The 24,264-nt window shown below is 62.9% G+C and carries 24 protein-coding genes; 21 read left to right on the forward strand and 3 right to left on the reverse strand.

Annotation, left to right across the window (positions count from 1 at the left end; translation table 11 throughout):
* Positions 1-7 precede the first annotated feature (7 nt).
* Positions 8-751, forward strand: a complete 744-nt coding sequence (locus NMG46_RS03105; protein WP_254816247.1) for a methyltransferase — start codon at positions 8-10, stop codon at positions 749-751.
* Between the two features lie 200 nt (positions 752-951).
* Entirely contained in the window at positions 952-2,229 is a 1,278-nt protein-coding gene (locus tag NMG46_RS03110) for a 4-aminobutyrate--2-oxoglutarate transaminase (RefSeq protein WP_254816248.1), read from the forward strand.
* A gap of 63 nt (positions 2,230-2,292) precedes the next feature.
* Here NMG46_RS03110 and NMG46_RS03115 read toward each other — a convergent pair whose 3' ends face one another.
* Both NMG46_RS03115 and NMG46_RS03120 read right to left on the reverse strand, forming a co-directional pair.
* Complete coding sequence (locus NMG46_RS03115) at positions 2,293-2,895, reverse strand: sulfotransferase family protein (protein ID WP_254816249.1); 603 nt, start codon at positions 2,893-2,895, stop codon at positions 2,293-2,295.
* 122 nt (positions 2,896-3,017) lie between these two features.
* A complete protein-coding gene (locus NMG46_RS03120) occupies positions 3,018-4,268 on the reverse strand; it encodes an NAD(P)/FAD-dependent oxidoreductase (RefSeq protein WP_254816250.1) in 1,251 nt (416 codons plus the stop codon).
* Between the two features lie 422 nt (positions 4,269-4,690).
* Here NMG46_RS03120 and NMG46_RS03125 point away from each other — a divergent pair, with 422 nt between their 5' ends.
* From NMG46_RS03125 to NMG46_RS03205, 17 genes are all read left to right on the forward strand, one after another.
* Positions 4,691-5,983 carry an imelysin family protein gene (locus tag NMG46_RS03125; protein WP_254816396.1) on the forward strand — a complete coding sequence of 431 codons (1,293 nt, stop codon included), beginning with the start codon at positions 4,691-4,693 and terminating at the stop codon, positions 5,981-5,983.
* A 54-nt stretch (positions 5,984-6,037) separates the two neighbouring features.
* On the forward strand, positions 6,038-6,349 hold the full coding sequence (locus tag NMG46_RS03130; RefSeq protein ID WP_254816251.1) for a (2Fe-2S)-binding protein: 312 nt from the start codon (positions 6,038-6,040) through the stop codon (positions 6,347-6,349).
* The gene (gene bfr, locus NMG46_RS03135; RefSeq protein ID WP_254816252.1) at positions 6,315-6,800 is read left to right on the forward strand and encodes a bacterioferritin; all 486 of its coding nucleotides are present in this window, start codon (positions 6,315-6,317) and stop codon (positions 6,798-6,800) included. The genes NMG46_RS03130 and bfr overlap by 35 nt, the downstream gene beginning before the upstream one ends.
* Positions 6,801-6,812: 12 nt before the next feature.
* Positions 6,813-8,420, forward strand: coding sequence for a di-heme oxidoredictase family protein (locus NMG46_RS03140; protein WP_254816253.1), 1,608 nt, complete (start codon positions 6,813-6,815; stop codon positions 8,418-8,420).
* Positions 8,420-9,493, forward strand: a complete 1,074-nt coding sequence (locus NMG46_RS03145) for an imelysin family protein (protein WP_254816254.1) — start codon at positions 8,420-8,422, stop codon at positions 9,491-9,493. The genes NMG46_RS03140 and NMG46_RS03145 overlap by 1 nt, the downstream gene beginning before the upstream one ends.
* 2 nt (positions 9,494-9,495) lie before the next feature.
* The gene (locus NMG46_RS03150; protein ID WP_254816255.1) at positions 9,496-10,602 is read left to right on the forward strand and encodes a DUF1513 domain-containing protein; all 1,107 of its coding nucleotides are present in this window, start codon (positions 9,496-9,498) and stop codon (positions 10,600-10,602) included.
* Positions 10,603-10,761: 159 nt separating this feature from the next.
* On the forward strand, positions 10,762-11,454 hold the full coding sequence (tsaB, locus tag NMG46_RS03155; RefSeq protein ID WP_254816256.1) for a tRNA (adenosine(37)-N6)-threonylcarbamoyltransferase complex dimerization subunit type 1 TsaB: 693 nt from the start codon (positions 10,762-10,764) through the stop codon (positions 11,452-11,454).
* Positions 11,454-11,948: a ribosomal protein S18-alanine N-acetyltransferase gene (gene rimI / locus NMG46_RS03160; RefSeq protein ID WP_254816257.1), complete on the forward strand. Its 495-nt coding sequence runs from the start codon at positions 11,454-11,456 to the stop codon at positions 11,946-11,948. Before tsaB ends, rimI begins: the two co-directional genes overlap by 1 nt.
* Positions 11,949-11,969: 21 nt before the next feature.
* Positions 11,970-12,770, forward strand: coding sequence for a 1-acyl-sn-glycerol-3-phosphate acyltransferase (locus NMG46_RS03165; RefSeq protein ID WP_254816258.1), 801 nt, complete (start codon positions 11,970-11,972; stop codon positions 12,768-12,770).
* A gap of 62 nt (positions 12,771-12,832) precedes the next feature.
* Complete coding sequence (gene miaB, locus NMG46_RS03170; protein WP_302893592.1) at positions 12,833-14,242, forward strand: tRNA (N6-isopentenyl adenosine(37)-C2)-methylthiotransferase MiaB; 1,410 nt, start codon at positions 12,833-12,835, stop codon at positions 14,240-14,242.
* 26 nt (positions 14,243-14,268) lie between these two features.
* Complete coding sequence (locus NMG46_RS03175; protein WP_254816259.1) at positions 14,269-15,318, forward strand: PhoH family protein; 1,050 nt, start codon at positions 14,269-14,271, stop codon at positions 15,316-15,318.
* Positions 15,319-15,335: 17 nt separating this feature from the next.
* On the forward strand, positions 15,336-15,833 hold the full coding sequence (ybeY, locus tag NMG46_RS03180; protein ID WP_254816260.1) for an rRNA maturation RNase YbeY: 498 nt from the start codon (positions 15,336-15,338) through the stop codon (positions 15,831-15,833).
* A 28-nt stretch (positions 15,834-15,861) separates the two neighbouring features.
* Complete coding sequence (locus NMG46_RS03185) at positions 15,862-16,935, forward strand: hemolysin family protein (protein WP_254816261.1); 1,074 nt, start codon at positions 15,862-15,864, stop codon at positions 16,933-16,935.
* A gap of 69 nt (positions 16,936-17,004) precedes the next feature.
* Complete coding sequence (lnt, locus tag NMG46_RS03190) at positions 17,005-18,591, forward strand: apolipoprotein N-acyltransferase (protein WP_254816262.1); 1,587 nt, start codon at positions 17,005-17,007, stop codon at positions 18,589-18,591.
* A 137-nt stretch (positions 18,592-18,728) separates the two neighbouring features.
* Positions 18,729-19,148, forward strand: a complete 420-nt coding sequence (locus NMG46_RS03195; protein WP_023676895.1) for a helix-turn-helix domain-containing protein — start codon at positions 18,729-18,731, stop codon at positions 19,146-19,148.
* Between the two features lie 331 nt (positions 19,149-19,479).
* Positions 19,480-20,769, forward strand: a complete 1,290-nt coding sequence (metK, locus tag NMG46_RS03200) for a methionine adenosyltransferase (RefSeq protein WP_023719567.1) — start codon at positions 19,480-19,482, stop codon at positions 20,767-20,769.
* An 11-nt stretch (positions 20,770-20,780) separates the two neighbouring features.
* Positions 20,781-21,482: a tRNA (guanosine(46)-N(7))-methyltransferase TrmB gene (locus tag NMG46_RS03205; RefSeq protein WP_254816263.1), complete on the forward strand. Its 702-nt coding sequence runs from the start codon at positions 20,781-20,783 to the stop codon at positions 21,480-21,482.
* A gap of 58 nt (positions 21,483-21,540) precedes the next feature.
* Here NMG46_RS03205 and NMG46_RS03210 read toward each other — a convergent pair whose 3' ends face one another.
* A complete protein-coding gene (locus NMG46_RS03210) occupies positions 21,541-21,705 on the reverse strand; it encodes a hypothetical protein (protein WP_254816264.1) in 165 nt (54 codons plus the stop codon).
* A gap of 279 nt (positions 21,706-21,984) precedes the next feature.
* Here NMG46_RS03210 and rimP point away from each other — a divergent pair, with 279 nt between their 5' ends.
* Both rimP and nusA read left to right on the forward strand, forming a co-directional pair.
* Positions 21,985-22,617 (forward strand): ribosome maturation factor RimP, encoded by a 633-nt coding sequence (gene rimP / locus NMG46_RS03215; protein WP_254816265.1) that lies wholly within the window; start codon positions 21,985-21,987, stop codon positions 22,615-22,617.
* A 46-nt stretch (positions 22,618-22,663) separates the two neighbouring features.
* Positions 22,664-24,259, forward strand: coding sequence for a transcription termination factor NusA (gene nusA / locus NMG46_RS03220; RefSeq protein WP_254816266.1), 1,596 nt, complete (start codon positions 22,664-22,666; stop codon positions 24,257-24,259).
* The last annotated feature ends 5 nt before the right edge of the window (positions 24,260-24,264 follow it).

Below are 24,264 nucleotides of genomic sequence, written 5' to 3' on the forward strand. Positions count from 1 at the left end.
GCGCAGCTTGAGCGATTGCATCGCCGGCACCAACGCGGTGGGCATAGGTTCGCGCCCAGATCCGGCAGAGTTCATCCGGGCGAACATGCGGATCGCGGCAGTACCTGCGATTCCCGAAATTCGGCTTTACACCGCCCATCCGGGAAGCGGGCTCAGGCGACTTGTCGAGTGGAACCAACACGCGACCGAAGAGGACGGACCTGAACCGGAGCCACCGTATTGGGCCTATATCTGGGCCGGCGGCGCGGTGCTCGCCCGCTATATATTCGACCGGCCGGAGACCGTGGCCGGCCGTCGCGTGCTCGACCTCGGCGCCGGCTCGGGCCTCGTCGGTATCGCAGCGGCAAAAGCCGGCGCAAGCGCGGTGATCGCGGCCGAGATCGACCGCAACGGTGTGGTTGCGCTCGGCCTCAATGCCGCGGCGAACGGCGTTGCGATTGCGACAATCGGTGAGGACATCACCAGCGGTCCGCCGCCACCGGTGGATGTCGTGGTGGTCGGTGACCTGTTTTACGCCCATGATCTTGCCGGCCGGGTCGTCCCCTTCCTCGACCGCTGCCTCGCTGCCGGCATCGAGGTGCTGGTCGGCGATCCGGGCCGCACGGGCCTCCCGCTGTCCCGGCTTCGGCTGCTCGCCGAATACCAAGTGCCGGATTTCGGTGACGCGAAGGGTGAGACCAGGCCGAGCGGCGTGTTTTCTTTTGAACCGAAAGATTGCTGCCATCGGCTCAAAACCAAATCACTCGGATGACTGAGTTCGGCCGATATTGTTGAAAAAGTCTGTGTCGCGGTCGCCCGTGGCACTTTCGTAGGATGGCGTCTCGTAGTGACCCCAAATCGACAGGCCCAATCGCCGGGCGACGGTGCCAACTTGAGGAAAACCTGAAATAAGCCCAAAAGAGTCTCAACAGCCATCAAACGAGAGCAGGCGCCGGTCCGGTGAGGGATACGATGACAAATTCAGCCATTTCCGAACGCAAGAACCAGTCGATTTCGCGCGGCGTCGGCATGACCACTCAGATCTATGCCGATCGCGCCGAAAACTCGGAAATCTGGGACGTCGAAGGCCGCCGCTATATCGATTTTTCGTCCGGTATCGCTGTCGTCAACACTGGCCACCGTCACCCCAGGGTGATCGAAGCGGTCAAGGCGCAGCTCGACCGCTTCACCCATACCTGCTACCAGGTCGTGCCCTACGAGAGCTATATCCGGCTGGCCGAACGGCTGAACGGCATGCTGCCCGGCAAGTTCGACAAGAAGACGATTTTTGTCACCACCGGCGCCGAGGCGGTCGAGAACGCTATCAAGATTGCCCGTAACGCCACCGGCCGGCCGGCGGTCATCGCTTTTTCCGGCGGCTTTCACGGCCGCACCTTCATGGGCATGGCACTGACCGGCAAGGTTGTGCCCTACAAGGTCGGCTTCGGCGCCATGCCGGCGGACGTCTTCCATGCGCCGTTCCCGGTTGCGCTGCACGGCGTGTCGGTCGCCGATTCGTTCGCGGCGCTCGACCGGCTGTTCAAGGCCGACGTCGATCCGGCCCGCGTTGCCGCCATCATCGTCGAACCGGTGCAGGGCGAGGGCGGCTTCTACGAGGCGCCGCGCGACTTCATGACCGCATTGCGCAAGATCTGCGACCAGCATGGCATGCTGCTGATCGCCGACGAGGTGCAGACCGGCTTTGCCCGCACCGGCAAGATGTTCGCCATGGACCACCACGAGGTGCCGGCCGACATCGCCACCATGGCCAAGAGCCTGGCCGGCGGCTTTCCGCTGGCGGCGGTCACTGGCCGCGCCGAGATCATGGATGCGCCGAACCCCGGCGGGCTCGGCGGCACCTATGGCGGCAGCCCGATCGGCGTCGCCGCGGCGCATGCCGTGCTCGACGTCATCGACGAGGAGAAGCTCTGCGACCGCGCCAACACGCTGGGCAACCGTCTGAAGCAGCGCCTGCAATCGATCCGCGACGAAGCGCCGGAGATCGTTGATATCAGAGGTCCCGGCTTTATGAACGCGGTCGAGTTCAACGATGTGACGAAGGGCCTGCCGTCGCCGGAACTCGCCAATGCGGTACGGCTGAAGGCGCTCGACAAGGGTCTGATCCTGCTGACCTGCGGGGTCTACGGCAACGTCATCCGCTTCCTCGCGCCGATCACCATCCAGGACGGCGTCATGAACGAGGCGCTCGACATCCTGGAAAGTTCGATCCGCGACGCCCGCGCTGCCTGAGCGGCGAGGATATCGCCTGGGATTCAACTGCGGCGAAGGCCGAGACAGGCGGCAAGCCGCCGTTCAACGCCCTATGCGAGCACGAAATTCGGCAGTCGAATTGGTGCGTGGAAACGGTTCGGAAGGCAACTGTACACCGAGAAAGGCACAAAGCGGCTCCCACCCTTCGGAGGCCTGATAAGTAAGAAGGCGTTCAGGTGGCAGCGTTGATTTCACGGAAGCGTTATGTGCTTCATAGACAGCGATTGCGTGATCACGGTTATCAAATCGACCGCCAAAGACAGTGTTTCCAATCACCGCCACACCAAAGGACTGTGGATCATTGGTAGCAGCATCCATCGTGAGCCCTATTGTTTGCGCCATGCTGTCATACCAGGCTTCGGGGTCACGAACTGTCAGGATAACCTTCGCATCAGGGTAGTGGTCACTCACTTCGCGCCAAAAATGCGCCGTTGGCCAATCGACCGCGGAAAGATAGCCGGCATATGCCGCACCCCAGGTCGGGAGTTGTCCCTGGCCGGCGGCGCGCCACAGCGCCTTCTGCTCGGGATTGGCGTGGACATCTGCCATGTGATGACACGGCCCGAACCCAAGATGCTCCAACGCGAGCTTCAGCGAATATGTGCCAGTGCGACCCATGCCTGCGCCAATGACATATAGAGCCATGAGCACCCCCCGACGAATTTCAATTGGTCAAAATACCGCCGTTTCCTCTACTTCGCTATATGTTTTGAAGGTCAGTTCCCGGTCGAACTAGACTAGGTCATTCAGGGTGATTGGGTTTGATCTTATCCCGCAGCGCGGACAGGCTCTTCTTCCTGGAAGGCGGCGAGCGCCGCCTTCAGTCCATCCGGCCCGGTCGCGACAATCTGCGGCGACGGCGAAAAGCCGGCGCCGAGCATCTTGCGGCCAAGCATGTGGTCGCCGGGCCGGTTGACCGATTCGATGCCGAGCAGCCGGCTTCCGGCATAGTGGTAGATGGAGAATTTGTTCTCGGCCACGTCGCCCAGCACGATATGGCTGTCGCCGCCCGCAATCAGGCCGACCATCTGCAGCTTCATGTCGCCGATATCGGACCAGAACCACGGCACCGCCGAGTAATTGTCGGTGTGGCCGGCCATGGTGCGTGCGGCGAGCCGCGCCTGGTCAGTGGCGTTCTGCACCGATTCCAGCCGCACGTCGCCGCCTGTGAACCAGTGCCGGTAGGACGCCGCGTCGCCGATGGCGAGGATTTCCGGCACCGACGTGCGCATCTGCTGGTCGACGCGGATGCCGTTGGCGATGGCAATGCCGGCGGCTTCGGCCAATTCGACATTCGGCACGACGCCAATGCCGATGACGACCATCTGCGCCGGCAATCTTTCGCCAGATGAGGTGATTGCAGCCGAAACACGGCCGTTCTCGCCCTCCAGCCGTTCGATGGTGGTGCCGGTAAGGATGCGCACACCGGTCGCCTCCAGCCGCTGGCGCACATGGCCGGCGATGACCGGCGCGACGGCGCGCCCGAGCAGCCGGTCAACCGCCTCGACCACCGTGACCTTGCGGCCGGCGGCGGTGAGCGTTGCGGCAATCTCAAGGCCGATGAAGCCTCCGCCGAGGATGACGACCTCCTCGCTTTGCACGCTCAATTCGCGGATCAGGCGGGCGTCGCTGAGCGAGCGCAGCGGCACAACGCCAGAAAGCTCCGAACCCGGCAGCGGTAGCAGGCGCGGACGCGCGCCGGTGGCGAGGATCAGCCGGTCGAACGGCAGCACGCCGCCTGATATCTCCAGCCGGCGGCCGGCGACGTCGATCCGCTCGACCCGGAGGCCTGGCCGGTAGTCGATGGCGCTGCCGGTATAAAAAGCCTCGCCGCGCAACGGCTGCGGTTTTGCTTGCTGATCCTTGATGAAGGTCTTCGACAGCGGCGGCTTGTGGTAGGGCAATTCGTTTTCGTCGCCGATCAGGATTACCGGCCCGTCATAGCCTTCTTCGCGCAGACTGGCGGCCGCTTGCACGCCCGCATGACCCGCACCGACAATGACGACCCCGATCTTCATAACAGCCCGATTCCTCACCCAAATCTAGGACGTCCCGCCAGGTGGCGATTGTCTGGTCCCGCCGCAAGAGCGCCGATCCGGGTCGCACCCGGAACGGCCGCCTGTCAACCGCGTCATGCGCCGGCATCCCTATACATCGGTGTTAAAGTTGACAGTTCTAGTTTAGAATAATTCTAAACTGTTGTTTCAATTGAATTTTTTCTACGCCACCAGTTGACATCCGGTGTCTTCGCCGTTTTATGGAAGCTCGCGCGTCAGCGCATCCCTTTGATGTCTGGGCCTTGAACCCTTTCGATTGGAGGCATTTCGGTGTCTTTCTTCCGCGAACCGCGCGATGGCGCGACCCTTCTTTGCCCGCTGGCAGCTGCCCGCCGCGGCGCCGGCATTTCATTGATTCCCGAGGAGAGACAGTCATGAGAACGATGATCACGGCACGGTATGGCGGCAGGCTTGGGGCGATCGGCGCCACCGCGATGCTCACGGCGGCTGTGTTCGTGCTGCCGGCCAAGGCGCAAACCGATGCCAAGGCGGTCATCAAGACCTATTCCGACATCGCGCTCGCCAAATACGAGGATTCGCTGATCACGGCCGAGGCGCTCGACAAGGCTGTCGATGCGCTGCTCGCCAAGCCATCGGCCGAGACGCTGAACGCAGCCCGCGAGGCCTGGAAGGCATCGCGCGTTCCCTATCAGCAGACCGAGGTCTATCGCTTCGGCAACGCCATCGTCGACGACTGGGAAGGCAAGGTGAACTCCTGGCCGCTTGACGAGGGCTTGATCGACTATGTCGCCAAGAGCTACGGCACCGAGTCGGATGCCAACGCGCTCTACACCGCCAATGTGATCGCCAACAAGTCGATCGAGATCAACGGCAAGAAGGTCGACGCCACCAATCTGACGCCGGAGTTCCTCTCCGGCACCCTGCAGGAGGCCGGCGGTATCGAGGCCAATGTGGCGACCGGCTATCACGCCATCGAATTCCTGCTTTGGGGTCAGGACCTGCACGGAACCGGTCCGGGCGCCGGCGAGCGGCCCTACACCGATTACGACCTCGCCAATTGCACCGGCGGCAATTGCGACCGTCGCGCGCAGTACCTGAAATCGGCGAGCGACCTTCTGGTTTCCGATCTAAAGGATATGGTCGACGACTGGAAGGAAGGCGGCGCCGCCCGCAAGAACCTTCTCGATGGCGAGCCGAACGCCGCCATTTCGACCATCTTCACCGGCATGGGCTCGCTGTCCTATGGCGAGCTCGCGGGCGAGCGGATGAAGCTCGGCCTCTTGCTGCACGATCCGGAAGAGGAGCACGATTGCTTCTCCGACAACACCTACAACTCCCATCTCTACGATGCGATCGGCATCCGTGCCGCCTATCACGGCAGCTACACGCGGCTTGACGGCACGATTGTGGAGGGGCCGTCGGTGGCCGACATGGTCAAGGCGGCCGATCCGGCGATCGACAAGGAATTGTCGGCTAAACTGGATGTCACCATCGCCAAGATGGAGGCCATCAAGGCGCGGGCGCTTGCCGGCGAGGCCTATGACCAGCAGATCGCCGAGGGTAACGCTGACGGCAACGCCACCGTGCAGGCGGCGATCGACGCGCTGGTCGATCAGACCAAGTCGATCGAACGCGCCGTCGGCACCCTGAAGCTCAATGCCATCGCCTTCGAGGGCTCGGACAGCCTCGATTCACCGGACAAGGTGTTCCAGTAAACTTCGAAACCAAGAGCCACGCGGCGCAATGAGCGCCGTTAGCCAGAGCGACAAATGCTGATTTGCCATTGCAACATCATCACCGAAAAGGAGATAGAGCAGACGATCGTCGGACTGCTGGATGAGGACCCCTGGCAGCTGATCGTGCCGGCGAAGGTCTATCATGCCATGCACAAGCGCGGTCGCTGTTGCGGCTGCTTCCCAAATGTGGTCGAAACGATCATTCGGGTCACCGAAAATTATCACACCCGCTCGGCGGCGAGCGGCGTCGACATCGTTTCACACCTGGATCGCGTCAGAGGCCTGCGCGTCCAATACGGGAGCAGAACCCATGAAAGGCGAACAGCAGATCATAGAGCGGCTTAACGAGGCTCTGTTTCTGGAACTTGGAGCGGTCAATCAATATTGGGTGCATTTCCGGCTGCTGGAGGACTGGGGATACGCCAAGCTGGCCAAGAAGGAACGCGCTGAATCGATCGAAGAAATGCACCATGCCGACCGGTTCGTGACGCGCATCATCTTCCTCGAGGGCCATCCGAACCTGCAGTCCGTGGCGCCGCTGCGTATCGGGCAGAATGTCAAGGAAGTGCTAGAATCCGATCTTGCCGGCGAATATGACGCACGCACCGCCTACAAGCGTTCGCGCGAGGTTTGCAACGAAGCAGGCGACTACGTGACGATGAAGCTGTTCGAGGAATTGCTGGCTGACGAGGAAGGTCACATCGACTTCCTCGAGACGCAACTCGACCTGCTCGCCTCCATCGGCGAGGAAAAGTACGGCCAACTCAACGCAGCGTCGGCCGACGAGGCGGAATAAGGATATGCGGGAATGCGGCGCTCCCTAGGTTTCATGCGCCGCGTGCGGCCGGCCGAGCATTGCGGCCTGCCGCCTCAGAAGAAGCCGCGATACGGTATCCTTCGCGGCGCCTTTCTTGCAGTGGTGGCGACGCTCACAGCCTCGGCGCTGACCGGAGCGCCGCAACCGGCGGGGCTTGCCACCAGCCGCACCGATCTGACGCCGAAGGATCTGGCGCGCGTCATCGCCATCACCAGGCCGACCAGCGATTTCTCCAAGCCCGAGCAATTCGAATTGATGCAGGGCGGCGCCGGCACCTCGAAGAAGGACGTCAACAAGGATGCCTTCTCGCAATCCTCCGCCAACATCAGCTTCGAGGAAGAGGGTACCTTCAAGCTCGGCAATGCCATTTTCCGCAAGAACTGGGTGTCGTCGCCATCCTCGACACAAGCCTCGGATGGGCTCGGTCCGCTGTTCAACGAGCGCGCCTGCCAGAACTGTCATCTGAAGGACGGCCGCGGCCATCCACCCGAAGGCGACAGCGGCACCACCTCGATGTTCCTGCGCCTGGCAAGGGAAGCCAGTACCGAGGAGGAGAAAGCCGCGCTCGCCGATCACAAGGTGCTCAACTTTCCCGACCCGGTCTATGGCACACAACTTCAGGAGCTAGCCGTTCCCGGCCTGCAGGGCGAAGGCAGGATGCATGTCGATTATCAGGAGCAGAAAGTAAAACTGGCGGACGGCAGCGTCGTGTCGCTGCGCAAGCCGAGCTATTCGGTCGAGGGTCTCGCCTACGGGCCGCTCGATCCGCGCACCACGCTGTCGCCGCGCATGACACCGCCGATGATCGGCCTTGGCCTGGTGGAGCAGATCGCTCCTGCCGACATCCTTGCGCGTGCCGATGCGGCCGACCGCGATGGTGACGGGATTTCCGGCAGGCCCAACATAATACGCGACGGCAGCAGCGGTGAACTGACGCTCGGCCGTTTCGGCTGGAAGGCGCAGGCGGCTTCGATCCGTCAGCAATCGGCGGACGCTTTTGCCGGCGATATCGGCATTTCGACGCCTGAGGTGCCGAGGCACTGGGGCGATTGCAGCGCCGCAGAAAAGACCTGCCTTGCCCTACCCAACGGTGTTCAGGAGCGCCTCGGTCCGGTCGAAGCGCCGCCGCCGGTCATGGACCTCGTGACCTTCTATTCGCAAAACCTTGCCGTGCCGGCTCGGCGCGATCTCGACAGACCGGATGTGCTCGCCGGCAAAAAACTGTTCTACGATATGGGCTGCATCTCCTGCCATACGCCGAAATTCGTCACCCGTCGCGGCACCCCGAACAAAGCGCAGGCCTTCCAGCTGATCTGGCCTTATTCCGATTTCCTGCTGCATGACATGGGACCCGGCCTTGCCGACGGACAGGCGGTGGGCGAGGCCACGGGAAGCGAATGGCGCACGCCGCCGCTGTGGGGCATCGGGCTCACCCAGACCGTCAGCGGCAACACCTTCTTCCTGCATGACGGGCGCGCACGCAGCCTGGCCGAGGCAATTCTGTGGCATGGCGGCGAGGGCCAGAAAGCGCGTGACCGCTTTGCCGCTGCCAATGCGGCCGAACGCGCCGCGCTGATCAAGTTTCTGGAGTCGCTCTGATGCGGAAGCGTCTTGCACTCGCGCTGATGCTGGTCCTCGCCGATGCGCTGCCGGCATCCGCCGCAGTGAAGGCTTCGGATGTGATCCAGCGGGCGATCGACGGCTTCGTCCGCCCGGCCTATGCCAGGCTGCATGACCACGCGGACAGCTTGGCCAAGACCATGCACGCGCTTTGCCAGGCGCCTTCGCAAGATACTCTCGATGCGGCACGCGCCGAATTCTCAGGCGTCGTGGATGCCTGGTCGGTGGTGGAAATCATCCGTTTCGGGCCGATCACCGAAAACAACCGGCTTGAGCGCATGCTGTTTTGGCCGGACCGCAAGAGCATCGGCCTGAAGCAGGTGCAGGCAGCACTGGCCGGCAAGGATCCGGCGGCCGCCGATCCGGCCCAACTGGCGACAAAGAGTGTCGCCATGCAAGGGCTCGGCGCATTGGAGTTCGTGCTCTACGGCGATGGCGCCGGTCAATTCGCCGGCAAGGGCGACGCCTATCGCTGCGCCTATGGTGCAGCCATTGCCGGCAATGTCGAGACGATTGCCGGCGAGGTCGGCGAGGCCTGGAACAAGCCCAACGGCTTTGCCGCGCTCTGGGCCAATCCCGGTCCGCAGAACGCGCTCTATCACGACGGAACTGAAGCGGTGACCGAACTGGTCGGCGTCTTCACCAACGAGTTGGAAATGGTTCGCGACGTGCGCCTGAAAGGTCTCCTGGGCGCCAAGCCGGGGGCCGACAAACCGAAACAGGCGATTTATTGGCGCTCGCAGAACACCGCACGCTCGCTGACCGGCAATCTGGCGGGCATGGATGCGCTGTTCCAGGCCTCCCAGCTTGGCGATGCGCTGCCGCCTGATGCACGCTGGATGGCGGAATCGGTCCACATCCAATTCACCAACGGGATCGAGGCCGCCAAGGCGATCAGGGGTCCGATCGACAAGGCACTAGCCGATCCGACGTTGCGCCAGAAGCTCGACTACTTCGCACTGGTGACATCCAGTCTGACGACCCTGATCGGCACCAGGCTGACCGCCGAATTCGGCCTGACCGCCGGATTCTCGTCACTGGATGGCGACTGATCATGAGAACGCCGCTGATCGATCGGCGCGATTTCCTGAGGGCCGCGGGCGCTGGTTTCGTGGCGGCGATGGCGCCTTCGGCCTGGGCAAATACACTCGACGCCGACGCGGTCTTCGCCACCGCTTTCGTCAAGCGCGACGGCAGCTATGGCGCGGCCGTCCTGTCCGAGGCCGGCAAATTGTTGCACACGATCGATCTGCCCGATCGGGGCCACGACGTTACCTTCGACCCGGTGTCTAAGCGTTCGGTGGTGTTTGCCAGGCAGCCGGGCACCTTTGCTGTCGTCTTCGACCATACCGGCCGCGATGAACCGCACACCATTGCCAGCGTTGCCGGCCGGCATTTCTTCGGCCATGGCGTGTTTTCGGCCGATGGCACGCTGCTCTACGCAACCGAGAACGATTTCGACAATGCCGCCGGCGTCGTCGGCGTCTATGACGCGCATGCGAAATTCAAGCGTATCGGCGAGTTCCCGACCTACGGCATGGGGCCGCACGAACTTCTGCTTCTCTCCGACGGCAGGACAATCGCTGTCGCCAATGGCGGCATCGAGACGCATCCGGATTATGGCCGCGCCGAGCTCAATATCGCAACGATGAAGCCTTCCTATGTTCTGGTCGACCGCCTTACCGGCGATCTCACCGAAAAGCACGAATTGCCGCCGGCGCTGCACCAACTGTCGATCCGCCATATGGATGCCGACCGGTCCGGCACCGTCTGGTTCGGCTGTCAGTACAGGGGGCCGGGTACCAATCGTCCCCCACTGCTCGGCCGCGCGCCGCGCGGCAAGGAGTTGCAATTGCTCGATATGCCGCAGGACGTGCTCTCCGGCTTCAGGAACTATATCGGCTCGGTCGCCGCCAACCCTGCCGCCGGCACCGTCGCCGTGTCTTCGCCTGAGGGGAATTCGCTTGCCGTGATCGACACGGCCAGCGGCCGCATCGTCGCCACCAAGGCGCTGGTCGAGGTTTGCGGCGTTGCGCCCGATGGGGAAAGCTTCATGGCGACGACCGGCGCCGGCGATATCGTCGAGTCCGGTGGCTCGATACGTTCCGAGCCGGACTATGTCTGGGACAATCACCTGCTGCGTTTCGCGCAGGTCGGCTAGTTCCGATACCTATTGTGGCGATTGCGTGCGTTGGAACTTACATTCTTGGACCCGCGCCGAAGCCAAGTCGCCTGACGATTTATCCATTATTCCCTTGCGGGGATCAGCTCTGGCGGGCAGAGGGAAGCTGTTTTCGAAACTGTCTCAACCGGCCGCTTCATGAAGTTGCTTGCCATCGACTGTGCCGCCAATCTCTGCGCCGCCTGCGTCTACGACGCGGCGGCCGGGAAAGAACTCGGCCGTTCGGTGCTCGATCTCGGCAAGGGTCATGCCGAGCATCTGATGGGTGTCATCGAAGGCGCGTTGAAGGCGGCGGGAAGCGATTATGCCAGCCTCGGCGCCATTGCCGTTTCAACCGGTCCGGGCTCCTTCACCGGACTGCGTGTCGGCGTCTCGGCGGCGCGCGGCCTGGCGCTGGCGCTGAAAATCCCGGCGATCGGCGTGACGACTCTGGAGGCACTGGCGGCAGAGACCGCAGCGATATTTCCCCGCCGCGCCGTGCTCGCAGCGCTCGATGCAGGCCGCGATGAGATCCATGCGGCACTTTACGATGAGAGGTCGGTTCTGATCTATGGTCCGGCTGTGACCACGCTCTCGCACGCCGCAGCCATGGCGATCGATATCTCTCCGGTTCTGGCGGGCACGGCGGCAACCCAAATTGCCGCGGCGGCCGGACGCAGCTTCGATCTCGGCGAGACGGCGGCCACCGCCGACATCGCTGTCTATGCGCGGCTGGCCGCGGCCCAAGGTCCCGGTAAACACGGCGAGGGCGAAAAGCCGAAACCGCTTTATCTGCGGGGCGCCGACGCCAAGCCGCAGGCCGGCTTTGTTCAATCCAGGCAAAAAAACTGATGCGCATTCCATTCCTCCAGCCGCGTCGCAGGGACTATGCGATCGAGCCGCTGACGGTTGCCGACAGCGCGGCCATGTCGGTGCTGCATCGCGAGGATTTCGCGCGGCCGTGGACCGACGACGAATTCGCCGCGCTGCTCGAGCAGGACACGGTGTTCGGCTATGCCGCGCGCGAGACCGGACAGGGTGCCAAGCCGCCGGTGGGCTTCGTCCTGGCGCGGCTGGCCGCCGGCGAGGGGGAGATCCTGACGGTCGCAGTGGCACGCTCGCACCGGCGCCGGGGGCTCGGCTGGCAATTGATGGATGCGGTGCTGCGTGAACTGCACGCACAGCGCGCCGAGGCGCTTTTCCTTGAGGTCGACGAGACCAACGTCGCCGCGATCGCGCTCTACCGGCGGCTCGGCTTCCGCGAGGTCGGCAAGCGCGCCAACTATTACAAGTCGCCGGAGCACGGCCCGACCGGCGCGCTTGTCATGCGCCGCGATCTTCGCTAGCCAAACGCCGGGGTGGTGCGGATGATAGGAAAAATCAGGATTTTCCTGGCGCTGGGGCTGGTTGTCGTCGGCTCATTGGTGCTTGTGCCGCTGCAGGTCTTGTCGATGAAGACCGGGCTCTGGCGCGAGACCTTCATCCTGAAGATCTGGCACAGGATGATCATGAGGGCGCTCGGGCTGCGCATCCATGTCAAAGGCGCGCTATCCGGCCAACGCCCATTGCTGATTGCTGCCAACCACATCTCCTGGACCGACATCATGGTGCTGGGATCGATGGTCGACGTGACGTTCATCGCCAGGGCCGACATGGCAGGCTGGCCGCTGATCGGGATGCTGTCGAAGCTGCAACGCACCGTCTTCATCGAACGTGAGCGCAAACGTTCGTCGGGCGACCAGGCGAGCGAGATCGCCCGCCGGATGGCCAAGGGGGACGCCATGGTGCTGTTCGCCGAAGGCTCGACCGGCGACGGCAACATGATCCTGCCGTTCAAGAGCACACTGTTCGGCGCCGCTACGATGGCGATTGCTGAAGGGGCGGCCGAACAGGTCTTCATCCAGCCGGTGGCGATCGTTTATACGCGCCTGCATGGCGTGCCACTCGGCCGCCGGCATCGGCCGGTTGCCGCCTGGATCGGCGATGAGGAACTGATGCCGCACCTCAAGGTGCTGATGGCCGAGGGCGCTCTCGACGTCGAGGTGCATTTTGGCGAAGCGATTGCTTTCTCCAAGGGCTCCAGCCGCAAGGAGACGGCAAAGCAGATGGAACGCCAGGTGCGCGAGATGGTGCAGGCGGCGCTCGCCGAACCGCGCCCGAGCCGGTAGTCTGCGCGGTACCGGCCAGATTCGTCTGTTTTTTGTCAGGGAAAGGCGCTAGAAGCCGCGAAATGGAATTGAACACGATAGAACGCGACGACATCGGCGCTGCCGCCGAAGACCTGGTCGTTCCGCCTGCCGCGACCAGGAAGGTCTTCGTCAAGACCTATGGCTGCCAGATGAACGTCTACGATTCGCAGCGCATGACCGATGCTCTGGCGACCGACGGCTATGTCGCGACAGACGCCGTTGGCGAGGCCGATCTGGTGCTGCTCAACACCTGCCACATCCGCGAGAAAGCGGCCGAAAAGGTCTATTCCGAACTTGGGCGCATCCGTGAGTTGAAGGCGGAACGTGCCAAGGCCGGGCGCGAAATGCTGGTCGGCGTCGCCGGCTGCGTGGCGCAGGCCGAGGGCGCCGAGATCATCCGTCGCTCGCCGGTGGTCGATCTGGTCATCGGCCCGCAGACCTACCACCGGCTGCCCGCTGTGCTGGCGAAGGCGCGGAGCGGAGAAAAGATCGTCGAGACCGACTATGCCGTCGAGGACAAGTTCGAACATCTGCCGCGGCCCAAGCGCGCCGAACTGATCAGGCGCGGCGTGACGGCGTTCTTGACCGTTCAGGAAGGCTGCGACAAGTTCTGCACCTTCTGTGTCGTGCCCTATACGCGCGGCTCGGAAGTCTCGCGGCCGGTGGCACAGATCGTCGCCGAGGCCGAGCGCTTGGCGGATGCCGGCGTGCGCGAGGTGACGCTGCTCGGCCAGAACGTCAACGCCTGGCATGGAAGAGGCGAAGACTGCGAGGAATGGGGCCTTGGCCGGCTGCTGTTCAGGCTCGCAGAGATTCCAGGTCTGGCGCGGCTGCGCTACACGACCAGCCATCCGCGCGACATGGACAATGAATTGATCGCCGCCCATCGTGATTTGCCTACGCTGATGCCCTATCTACATTTACCGGTGCAATCCGGCTCCGACCGCATACTCAAGGCGATGAACCGCAGGCATATGGCCAAGGACTACCTGACGTTGATCGACCGCATCCGTGCCGCGCGGAACGACATCGCACTGTCCGGCGATTTTATCGTCGGCTTTCCCGGTGAGACGGAAGCGGATTTCGAGGCGACGATGCAGTTGGTGGAAGACGTCAACTATGCCTCGGCCTTCTCGTTCAAATACTCTCCGCGGCCCGGCACGCCGGGCGCCGAAATGAACGATCAGGTGCCGGAGGCTGTCAAGGACGAGCGCCTGCAGCGATTGCAAGCACTGCTTCTGAAACAGCAGCAGCATTTCGGCGCAAGCCTGGTCGGCAGGACCATCGACACGTTGATCGAAAAGCCGGGCCGCCAGGCCGGCCAGAAGGTTGGCCGCTCGCCGTGGCTGCAGCCGGTTATTGTTGATGAAAAGGCTGGCGAAATCGGTGACATTATCCAGGTACGAATCACGAAGACGGGCTACAACAGCCTGTTCGCCGAATTGGCCTGAAGGCCTCGGCAGATGAGGAGAGACGGTTGAGCGCTGCTGAAGTCAAGAACCTGCCCCAGAATCTACCCTCCGGGGCCTCGGATATGGCGCACATCGTACTGACTTTCGACAATAACAAGCTTGCCAGCGCCCTTTACGGCCAGTTCGACGAGAATCTGGCCAGGCTCGAGCAGAAGCTCGGCGTCGACATCCGCTCGCGTGGCAACCAATTGACCATCAAGGGCTCTTCCTCGGCCGCCGAGCAGGCACGCCGCGCCTTGGACAATCTTTACGGCATTCTGCAGAAAGGCACTGATATCGGCCAGTCCGATGTCGACGGCGCGGTGCGCATGGCGATCGCCACCGACGACCAGCTGACGCTGCCGACGCTGGAGCGCAAGGGCAAGGTGTCCGCCGCCCAGATATCGACACGCAAGAAGACCATCTATGCCCGCTCGCTGAACCAGGACGCCTATATGCGCGCGCTGGAGCGGTCGGAACTCGTCTTCGGCATCGGCCCGGCCGGCACCGGAAAGACCTACCTGGCGGTGGCGCACGCGGCAATGCTGCTCGAACGCGGCATGGTCGAACGCATTGTGCTGTCGCGCCCTGCGGTCGAGGCCGGCGAACGGCTTGGCTTTCTGCCGGGCGACATGAAGGAGAAGGTCGATCCCTATCTGCGGCCGCTCTATGATGCACTCTACGACATGATGCCGGCCGACAAGGTCGAACGGGCGATTGCCGCCGAGGTCATCGAGATCGCGCCGCTGGCGTTCATGCGCGGCCGTACGCTGGCGCATGCCGCCGTCATCCTCGACGAGGCGCAGAACACCACGCCGATGCAGATGAAGATGTTCCTGACCCGGCTCGGCGAGAACTCGCGCATGATCGTCACCGGTGATCCGACCCAGATCGATCTGCCGCCGAACACCAAGTCCGGCCTGGTCGAGGCGCTGAGAATTCTCGACGGCGTCACCGGCATGGTGACGGTCCGCTTCAATGAAGGCGACGTCGTCAGGCATCCGCTGGTCGCCGAGATCGTCAAGGCCTACGACCGTGACGGCAAGCTGGCCAGGGGCTTGGGTGTCGAAAGCTGATATGATTATGCGGCCGCATGGCTGAGGAGCAAAAGGCGGGAGGGCCGCTTCCCGTCGAGATTGATATCGCCATAGAGGCGGGCGACTGGCCCGACGAGACGACGCTGACGCGGCTGGTCGACCACGCCGTATCGGCCGCCTTTGCCGGAACCGGTGCGGACGGCCGTTCCGAGCTCAGTATCGTCTTCTCCGACGATGCCCATATCCGTACGCTCAATGCCGGCTGGCGCGGCAAGGACAAGCCGACCAACGTCCTGTCTTTTCCGGCTTTTCCCTTTGCCAGGGGCGGGCCTCTGCCGCCGATGCTCGGCGACATTGTGCTGGCCGCCGAGACTGTCGCGCGCGAGGCGGCACTGGAAGACAAGCCCGTCGAGGACCATATCTCCCATCTCGTCATCCATGGCCTGCTGCATTTGCTGGGCTATGATCACGAAACGGATGCCGAAGCGGACCTGATGGAAGCGACAGAGCGCGCAGCACTTGCGAGGCTTGCCATTCCCGATCCCTACACGTAATTACAAAAGACCAATTGACCGGACGATGATGAACGACAAACCAGAGACTGCCGCCCGCTCCGACGCCGGCAGTGCGATCAAGCCTTCCGAAACGACGGAAGAGGGCTCGAGTCCGAGTACCACGACCGGCAGCTTCGCCAGCGAGGCATCGCCTGCCGGTCCTTCCCTGTTCGATCGCGTGCTCGGGCTTTTCAGGCACCGCAACGGCACCAGCCTGCGCGAGGAGATTGCCGGTGCGCTTGCCGAAACGGCGAGCGATGCAGAATCCTTCTCGCCCGGCGAACGCGCCATGCTCAACAACATCCTGCGCCTGCGCGAAGTGCGGGTCGAGGACGTCATGGTGCCGCGCGCCGACATCGAGGCGGTCGAGATCACGACGAAGCTCGGCGATCTTCTGGGGCTGTTCGAACAGTCCGGCCACTCCCGCATGCCAGTTTATTCGGAGACGCTCGACGACCCGCGCGGCATGGTTCATATCCGCGACGTGCTGGCGCATATCACCAAGGTCGCCCGCGTCAGAAAGGGCAGGACGACCAGGAAAACCCCGGTCGCGACGGTTCTCGATCTCGCCCAGGTCGATCTGGCGCGCACCATCGGCGATCTCAACCTGATCCGACCGGTGCTGTTCGTGCCGCCGTCGATGCTCGCCTCCGACCTGATGGGGCGAATGCAGACGACGCGCACCCAGATGGCGCTGGTCATCGACGAATATGGCGGCACCGACGGCCTCGTCTCGCTCGAGGACATCGTCGAGATGGTAGTCGGCGACATCGAGGACGAGCATGACGAGGACGAGCCGATGATCACCCAGGCCGGCGAAGGCGTCTTCATCGTCGACGGCAAGGCCGAGATCGACGACGTCGCCAAGATGATCGGCGAGGATTTCGCCGCCGGCGAGCACGGCGAATATGTCGACACGATCGGCGGCATGATCTTCAATACGCTTGGCCGGGTGCCGGCGCGCGGCGAAGTGGTGCAGGCCATACCCGGCTTCGAGTTCCATGTGCTCGACGCCGATCCGCGCCGCGTCAAGCGCGTACGCATCGTCGAGACTCTGAAGGGCGAGCGGCGGCGCCGCGCCGTCCGCACCGAGCAGGCTTAGGGTTTGTTTGGAGCCAAGCCCGCGGCCTGATAAATCTTGCTTCCTGATTCGCACGACTCGGAAGCATTGATGGAGCGCCAGGCCGGCCGGATAATTCTGCTTTGGGGCTGGCGGCGCGCGCTGGTGGCGTTTCTTGCCGGGGCGCTGGCGGTTCTTGCCCAGGCGCCTTACGATTTCTTCGCCGTCTGCTTCGTTTCGTTCCCACTGCTGGTGTGGCTTCTCGATGGCGCGACCGGCGAAGCCTCGGACGGTTTTCTGCGGCGCTTGCGGCCGGCTTTCGCCGTCGGCTGGTGGTTCGGTTTCGGCTACTTTCTTGCCGGTCTCTGGTGGGTCGGCTCGGCGCTTCTGGTCGAGGCCGACAGCTTTGCCTGGGCCTTGCCGCTCGCGGTGGTCGGCATCCCCCTCGCGCTGGCCTTCTTTTACGGTTTCGCTGCCGTGGTTGCCCGGCTGTTGTGGAGCAACGACATCGGCCGCATCGCCGCGCTCGCCTTCGGCTTTGCGCTGGCGGAATGGCTGCGCGGCTTCCTGTTCACCGGCTTTCCGTGGAATGCCGTCGGCTATGCGGCGATGCCGGTGCCTTTGCTGATGCAGAGCGTCTCGGTGACCGGCATGGTCGGCATGAACGCGCTTGCGGTCTTCGTCTTCGCGCTGCCGGCGCTGCTTGCGGCGCGCCAGCATCTTCGCCTGGGCGCGGCGTTGCTTGTCGTTCTCGTCGCCGCCCATGCCGGCTTCGGTTATATCCGGCTCGCCGCCCCCGAAAAACCGGCGGCCCATAGCCTCGACGTCCGTATCGTGCAACCTGCCGTCGATCTCACGGAAAAATGGGATGCCTCGGTGCGTGACCGCATCTTCGCTACCATGATGGGGCTTTCGGCCAAGGCACCGGAACCCGGCCATAACAGGCCGCAATTGATCCTGTGGCCGGAGACCTCGGTGCCGTTTCTGTTCACCGAACGTCCGGATGCCTTGCCTGCCATCGGAGAGATGCTTGGCGATGGCCAGATGCTGGTTGCCGGCGTCGTTCGCGAGGAAGGCGGCTCGGCGGCCCGCAGCCGTTACTACAACTCGGTCGTGGCGATCGACGACAGGGGCGAAATCGTCGATGCCGTGGACAAGGTCCACCTGGTGCCCTTCGGCGAATATCTGCCTTTCGCCGATCTGCTCGGCCGCTTCGGGCTTGAGCAGCTTGTTGCCGGTCCGATGACCTTCGCGGCGGGCAATGAGCGGCACCCGATCACGCTGCCCGGCGGGATCCGAGCGCTGCCATTTATTTGCTATGAGGTCATCTTCTCCGATCTCGTCGCGGTTGACGCAACGTCAGCCGAGCTTATTGTGAACGTCACCAATGACGCCTGGTTCGGCGACACGCCAGGGCCGTACCAGCACTTCAGGCAGGCGCAGATCCGGGCGGTGGAGAATGGGGTACCCCTGTTGCGCGCGGCTAATAACGGCATTTCGGCCGTTGTCGACCCGCGCGGCCGCATCGTCGACGCGCTGGCAATCGATGCACGCGGCGCCATCGATGTGCGTGTGCCGATCTCCAACCAAGCCATCGTTTGCTCCAGCCAACGACGCATTAACGGAATGCTGATCATGTTTTTGCTCGCCGTAGCGGCATGCATTTTGAACGTAAGGCAAAGGCTACGGGCGAATTGACAGCCGACACATTAGAAACTCATACTGTAAGCGCCTGAAAATTTTCGAAGTCGATAAGGTCGTTCTGTTGGGGCACGGGCCGCGGCGTCGTTTGGGCAGCAAAATAGAAAAAGCCGGAAAAATTCGGCGAGGACAAAATGACAGAAGAAAACAAGAAAAAGCCGAATCCGATCGACATCCACGTCGGAAGCCGCATCCGGCTTCGCCGCAATATGCTGGGAATGAGCCAGGAAAAACTGGGCGAAAACCTCGGCATAACGTTCCAGCAGATCCAAAAGTACGAAAAGGGCACCAATCGCGTCGGCGCCAGCCGTTTGCAGGCAATCGCCTCCATACTCGGCGTGCCCGTCGCCTTCTTTTTTGAGGATGCGCCCGGTCAGGAGCCCGTGGGCAACCGTGGATTTGCCGAGGATGCGTCGATGACCTCCGCCGTCGAATTCTGCGGCAGCCCGGAAGGGCTCCAACTGAACCGCGCCTTCGTCAAGATCGCCGACGTGAAAGTGCGCCGTAAGATCATTGAGCTTGTGAAGTCGCTCTCCACCGACGAGGTCGATTGACTGGCTCGCGAAGAGTTCAAAGAGGTAGAGTTCGTCGTCGCTGGGCACGCAATTTCTCGCGCTTGCCCGCATCGAGGGATGTGCGTTCCGCCGATGCGCTAAAGCGCGGATCGATTTTGCTCGACACGCTTCCTCGACGTCGTTTTCCCTCAGTCTGTTGGCGCAAGGGCTGATCGCAGTGCGCCCTGCCGCCGTCTCGGGATGCAGAGATAAATAACGTCAAAATTCATGCCAGAACGGCTGCATGGCTTGACGAGCGGCGCCCGGCACCGTTAACAACTGGCGCGCCAAAATCGGCGGCCTGCCGATATTTTTTCAAGAGGGGACACCCGTGACGCGGCACAATTACTTCTTCACCTCGGAATCCGTTGCCGAGGGCCATCCCGACAAGGTCTGCGACCGCATCTCCGACGAGATTGTCGATCTCGTCTATCGCGAAGCCAGAAAGACCGGCATGGACCCGTGGAAGGTCCGCGTTGCCTGCGAGACGCTTGCGACAACCAATCGCGTTGTCATCGCCGGCGAGGTGCGCGTCCCCGAGACGCTGCTCAAGAAGGACAAGGAGGGCAATGTCCTGAAGGATGCGGCCGGCCATCCGATTGTCAACCCGGCCAAGTTCAAGTCGGTCGCCCGCAAGGCAATCCGCGAAATCGGCTACGAGCAGGCCGGCTTCCACTGGAAGACGGCCAAGATCGAGGTCCTGCTGCACGGCCAGTCGCCGGATATCGGCCAGGGCGTCGACAACGCCTCCGACCGGCAAGGTGAGGAGGGAGCCGGCGACCAGGGCATCATGTTTGGCTATGCCTGCCGCGAAACCCCGGACCTGATGCCTGCGCCGATCTATTACAGCCACAAGATCCTCGAACTGCTGGCCGCTGCGCGCCATGAAGGCAGCGGTGATGCAGGCCGGCTCGGGCCGGATGCCAAGAGCCAGGTCACCGTCCGCTATGTCGACGGCAAAGCGGCGGAAGTGACGCAGATCGTGCTGTCGACCCAGCATCTCGATGAGACATGGGATTCGAAGAAGGTGCGCAACGTCGTCGAGCCCTATATTCGCGAAGCACTGGGCGACCTGAAGATCGCCGACAATTGCAACTGGTACATCAACCCGACCGGCAAGTTCGTCATCGGCGGGCCCGACGGCGACGCCGGCCTGACCGGCCGCAAGATCATCGTCGACACCTACGGTGGGGCTGCGCCCCATGGCGGCGGCGCTTTCTCCGGCAAGGACACCACCAAGGTCGACCGCTCGGCCGCCTATGCGGCGCGCTATCTCGCCAAGAACGTGGTTGCCGCGAAGCTCGCCGATCGCTGCACTATCCAGCTTTCCTATGCGATCGGTGTCGCCCAGCCGCTATCGATCTACGTCGACCTCCACGGCACCGGCAAGGTCGACGAGGCAAAGCTCGAGCGTGCACTGCGCACCGTGATGGATCTGTCGCCGTCCGGCATCCGCCGCCACCTCGATCTCAACAAGCCGATCTATGCCAAGACGTCGTCTTACGGCCATTTTGGCCGCAAGGCCGGCCGCGACGGATCCTTCTCCTGGGAGAAGACCGATCTCGCCAAGGCGCTCAAGGACGCTCTCGCCGAACCGGTCGCCGAAGCAGTCGCCGCCTAACCGCGGCGCCTATGGACCCGAAGGACCGGCCAAGTCGTGCGACCGAGGCCTTTTTCGGTCGCCGGCGCGGCAAGACCATTCGACCACAGCAGGCAGCGGCGCTGGAGAGCGGCTTCGCCGCCTACAAGCTCGATCTGACGGTTGAACCGCCGGCCGATCTGCGCAGCCTTTTCGAAGCCGAAGTCTCCGCTGTCCAGCTCGAAATCGGTTTTGGCGGCGGTGAACATCTTCTGCACCGTGCTACGGCCAGCCAGGCGACCGGCTTTATCGGCGTCGAGCCTTTCGTCAACGGCATGGCCAAGATAATGATGGCGGTCCGGGAGCGGCCGCTTGCCAATCTGCGCGTCTATGATGACGACGCCACGCGCCTGCTGGACTGGCTGCCGCAGGCTTCACTTGACGGCATTGACCTCCTCTATCCGGATCCGTGGCCGAAGAAGAAGCACTGGAAGCGGCGCTTCGTCAGCCCGGTCAATCTCGACCGCTTCGCGCGCGTCCTGAAGCACGGCGGCAAGTTCCACTTTGCGTCCGACATCGACAGCTATGTGAACTGGACGCTGCTGCATTGCCGGGCGCACGGCGCCTTCACGTGGCAGGCAAACGAAGCAGCCGACTGGCATCGGCCCTATGATGGCTGGCCGGGGACGCGCTATGAGGCCAAGGCCATTCGCGAAGGCCGACGGCCCGCCTATCTGACCTTCGTGCGGAAATAAGCGGGAAATTAGAGCTGAGCAAAGGCGAGCGGCCGAAGGCTCTCGGCGCTCACTTGGCTCAGAAGCGACGGATCTTGTCGAAGGCTGCCGGCTCCATGCCGAGATTGCGCAGATCATGCGCACGCGGCTTGCGACCGTTTTCCACAGCCCGCGACGCTGCTACGGCGCTGCCGAACACGCTAAAGACATCGCCTATGGCTGAAAAAAATCCACGATTGTTCATGATCGTACCCTTTCGAGCGCAGTGAGCGCTCCAATTGTGCAATGCAACATAGATAGTCGTGCGTGGCCGGTGCTCAAAGGGGGATCACTGCATGGGCGCCATGCATTTGGCGCAGCGCTGCGGACTCGAGCCTTGCCGTCATGCACGATGGGCTTGAAACGAGGACCACGATCGTCTATATCAGCTTCAAATTCTTGGTCGGTATGACGAAGAGTGGGTCCACCCGGTCCCGCTCTTTTTTATTACCTGCCGACCAACCGAAACGAGTGACAGGACCGAATGACAGTGACGGCTAGCGAAGGCGACGACCGCATCATCCGCGAAAGCGGCATCGATGCGCGCATCGCGCTGATCGTTCAGCCGGTACTGCGCGCCATTGGCTTCCGCTTGGTACGTGTGCACCTGTCGGGCCAGAACGGGCTGACGCTGCAGATCATGGCCGAGCGCGAGGACGGCACCATGACGGTCGAGGATTGTGAAGAGGTCAGCCGGGCGGTGTCGCCGGCGCTCGATGTCGATGATCCGATCGAGAAGGCTTATCATCTCGAAGTGTCGTCGCCGGGCATCGACCGGCCGCTGGTCCGCAAATCGGACTTTGCAGCCTGGGCCGGCCATCTGGTGAAGATGGAAACGTCGGTTCTCGTCGCCGACCGCAAGCGCTTCAAGGGCAAGATCGCCGAAAGCGACGCGGACGGTGTGGTGATCGAGCGCGACAAGGCCGCTTACGGCGAGGAGCCGACGGTGCGTGTTCCCTACGATGCGATTGCCGAAGCGCGGCTGGTTCTGACCGACGATCTTATCCGCGATGCACTGTCGAAGGACAACCGGGCGCGCAAGGAAGCCAGGAAACGCCGCGGCGAACCCGAAGACGCACCAGCGGGTGCGGAAGACGAAACCGAACAGGAAATGTGATTGGGCTGCCGGCGGTAAGGTCGGCGACAAGCTCGGGAGAAAGAAGATGGTTGTAAGCGCCAACAGGCTTGAACTGCTGCAGATCGCCGATGCGGTCGCGCGTGAAAAGTCGATCGACAAGTCGATCGTCATCGCCGCCATGGCCGATGCGATCCAGAAGGCCGCGCGCTCGCGCTACGGCCAGGAAACCAATATCCGGGCGGATATCAATCCGAATACCGGCGAGATGAAGCTGCAGCGGCTGATGGAAGTGGTCGAGAACGTCGACGACTACGCGACCCAGATTGCCATTTCCTCGGCGCGCGAGCGAAATCCGGACGCCCAGCTCGGCGATTTCATCGCCGAACAGCTGCCGCCTATGGATTTCGGCCGCATCGCCGCTCAATCGGCCAAGCAGGTCATCGTGCAGAAGGTGCGCGAGGCCGAGCGCGACCGGCAATATGACGAATACAAGGACCGTATCGGCGAGATCGTCAACGGCACCGTCAAGCGCGTCGAATACGGCAACGTCATCGTCGATCTCGGCCGCGGCGAAGCGATCATCCGCCGCGACGAGCTGATTCCGCGCGAAAACTACAAGTATGGCGATCGCGTCCGTGCCTATGTCTATGACGTGCGCCGCGAACAGCGCGGTCCGCAGATCTTCCTGTCGCGCACCCATCCGCAGTTCATGGCGAAGCTGTTCACCATGGAAGTGCCGGAAATCTACGACGGCATCATCGAGATCAAGTCGGTCGCCCGCGATCCGGGTTCGCGCGCCAAGATCGCTGTCATCTCGCGCGACAGCTCCATCGATCCGGTCGGTGCCTGCGTCGGTATGCGCGGCAGCCGCGTCCAGGCGGTCGTCGGTGAATTGCAGGGCGAGAAGATCGACATCATTCCGTGGTCGCCTTCGGCGGCGTCCTTCATTGTCAATGCATTGCAGCCGGCGGAAGTCGCCAAGGTGGTGCTCGACGAGGATGCCGAGCGCATCGAGGTCGTCGTTCCCGACGATCAGCTGTCGCTGGCTATTGGCCGCCGCGGCCAGAACGTCCGTCTTGCCTCGCAGCTCACCGGCTGGGATATCGACATCCTGACCGAGCAGGAAGAGAGCGAACGCCGCCAGAAGGAATTCGTCGAACGGTCGTCGCTGTTCATGGAAGCCCTCGACGTCGACGAGATGGTCGGCCAGGTGCTCGCTTCCGAAGGCTTCACCAGCGTCGAGGAAGTCGCGTATGTCGATTCCGGCGAAATTGCGTCGATCGACGGCTTCGACGAGGACACGGCTTCGGAAATCCAGACCCGCGCCCGCGAATATCTGGAGAAGATCGAAGCCGAGCACGACGAAAAGCGCAAGGCCCTCGGCGTCAAGGATGAATTGCGGGAGATTCCCGGCATCACCACCGCCATGATGGTGACGCTCGGCGAGGACGGCGTGAAGACGATCGAGGATTTCGCCGGCTACGCCGCCGACGACCTGACCGGTTGGAAAGAACGCAAGGACGGCGAGACGAAGGTATTCCCGGGTGTGCTCGCCAACCATGGCGTATCACGCGCCGATGCCGAGCAGATGGTCCTGGCGGCTCGCCTGAAGGCTGGCTGGATCACCGAAGACGAGCTTGCCGCCGAGGGCGTGCCGGCTGACGAAACCGTCGGTGCGTGAGGTGA

The sequence above is a fragment of the Mesorhizobium sp. LMG 17147 genome, from assembly GCF_024297145.1.
Taxonomy (GTDB): domain Bacteria; phylum Pseudomonadota; class Alphaproteobacteria; order Rhizobiales; family Rhizobiaceae; genus Mesorhizobium.

Bases quoted from the DNA above. Each gene is read 5' to 3' on its own strand.
- NMG46_RS03110 (WP_254816248.1), top strand. From the start codon at position 952: ATGACAAATTCAGCCATTTCCGAACGCAAGAACCAGTCGATTTCGCGC.
- NMG46_RS03115 (WP_254816249.1), bottom strand. From the start codon at position 2,895: ATGGCTCTATATGTCATTGGCGCAGGCATGGGTCGCACTGGCACATAT.
- NMG46_RS03120 (WP_254816250.1), bottom strand. From the start codon at position 4,268: ATGAAGATCGGGGTCGTCATTGTCGGTGCGGGTCATGCGGGCGTGCAA.
- NMG46_RS03125 (WP_254816396.1), top strand. From the start codon at position 4,691: ATGATCACGGCACGGTATGGCGGCAGGCTTGGGGCGATCGGCGCCACC.
- NMG46_RS03130 (WP_254816251.1), top strand. From the start codon at position 6,038: ATGCTGATTTGCCATTGCAACATCATCACCGAAAAGGAGATAGAGCAG.
- bfr (WP_254816252.1), top strand. From the start codon at position 6,315: ATGAAAGGCGAACAGCAGATCATAGAGCGGCTTAACGAGGCTCTGTTT.
- NMG46_RS03140 (WP_254816253.1), top strand. From the start codon at position 6,813: ATGCGGCGCTCCCTAGGTTTCATGCGCCGCGTGCGGCCGGCCGAGCAT.
- NMG46_RS03145 (WP_254816254.1), top strand. From the start codon at position 8,420: ATGCGGAAGCGTCTTGCACTCGCGCTGATGCTGGTCCTCGCCGATGCG.
- NMG46_RS03150 (WP_254816255.1), top strand. From the start codon at position 9,496: ATGAGAACGCCGCTGATCGATCGGCGCGATTTCCTGAGGGCCGCGGGC.
- tsaB (WP_254816256.1), top strand. From the start codon at position 10,762: ATGAAGTTGCTTGCCATCGACTGTGCCGCCAATCTCTGCGCCGCCTGC.
- rimI (WP_254816257.1), top strand. From the start codon at position 11,454: ATGCGCATTCCATTCCTCCAGCCGCGTCGCAGGGACTATGCGATCGAG.
- NMG46_RS03165 (WP_254816258.1), top strand. From the start codon at position 11,970: ATGATAGGAAAAATCAGGATTTTCCTGGCGCTGGGGCTGGTTGTCGTC.
- miaB (WP_302893592.1), top strand. From the start codon at position 12,833: ATGGAATTGAACACGATAGAACGCGACGACATCGGCGCTGCCGCCGAA.
- ybeY (WP_254816260.1), top strand. From the start codon at position 15,336: ATGGCTGAGGAGCAAAAGGCGGGAGGGCCGCTTCCCGTCGAGATTGAT.
- NMG46_RS03185 (WP_254816261.1), top strand. From the start codon at position 15,862: ATGAACGACAAACCAGAGACTGCCGCCCGCTCCGACGCCGGCAGTGCG.
- lnt (WP_254816262.1), top strand. From the start codon at position 17,005: ATGGAGCGCCAGGCCGGCCGGATAATTCTGCTTTGGGGCTGGCGGCGC.
- NMG46_RS03195 (WP_023676895.1), top strand. From the start codon at position 18,729: ATGACAGAAGAAAACAAGAAAAAGCCGAATCCGATCGACATCCACGTC.
- NMG46_RS03205 (WP_254816263.1), top strand. From the start codon at position 20,781: ATGGACCCGAAGGACCGGCCAAGTCGTGCGACCGAGGCCTTTTTCGGT.
- NMG46_RS03210 (WP_254816264.1), bottom strand. From the start codon at position 21,705: ATGAACAATCGTGGATTTTTTTCAGCCATAGGCGATGTCTTTAGCGTG.
- rimP (WP_254816265.1), top strand. From the start codon at position 21,985: ATGACAGTGACGGCTAGCGAAGGCGACGACCGCATCATCCGCGAAAGC.
- nusA (WP_254816266.1), top strand. From the start codon at position 22,664: ATGGTTGTAAGCGCCAACAGGCTTGAACTGCTGCAGATCGCCGATGCG.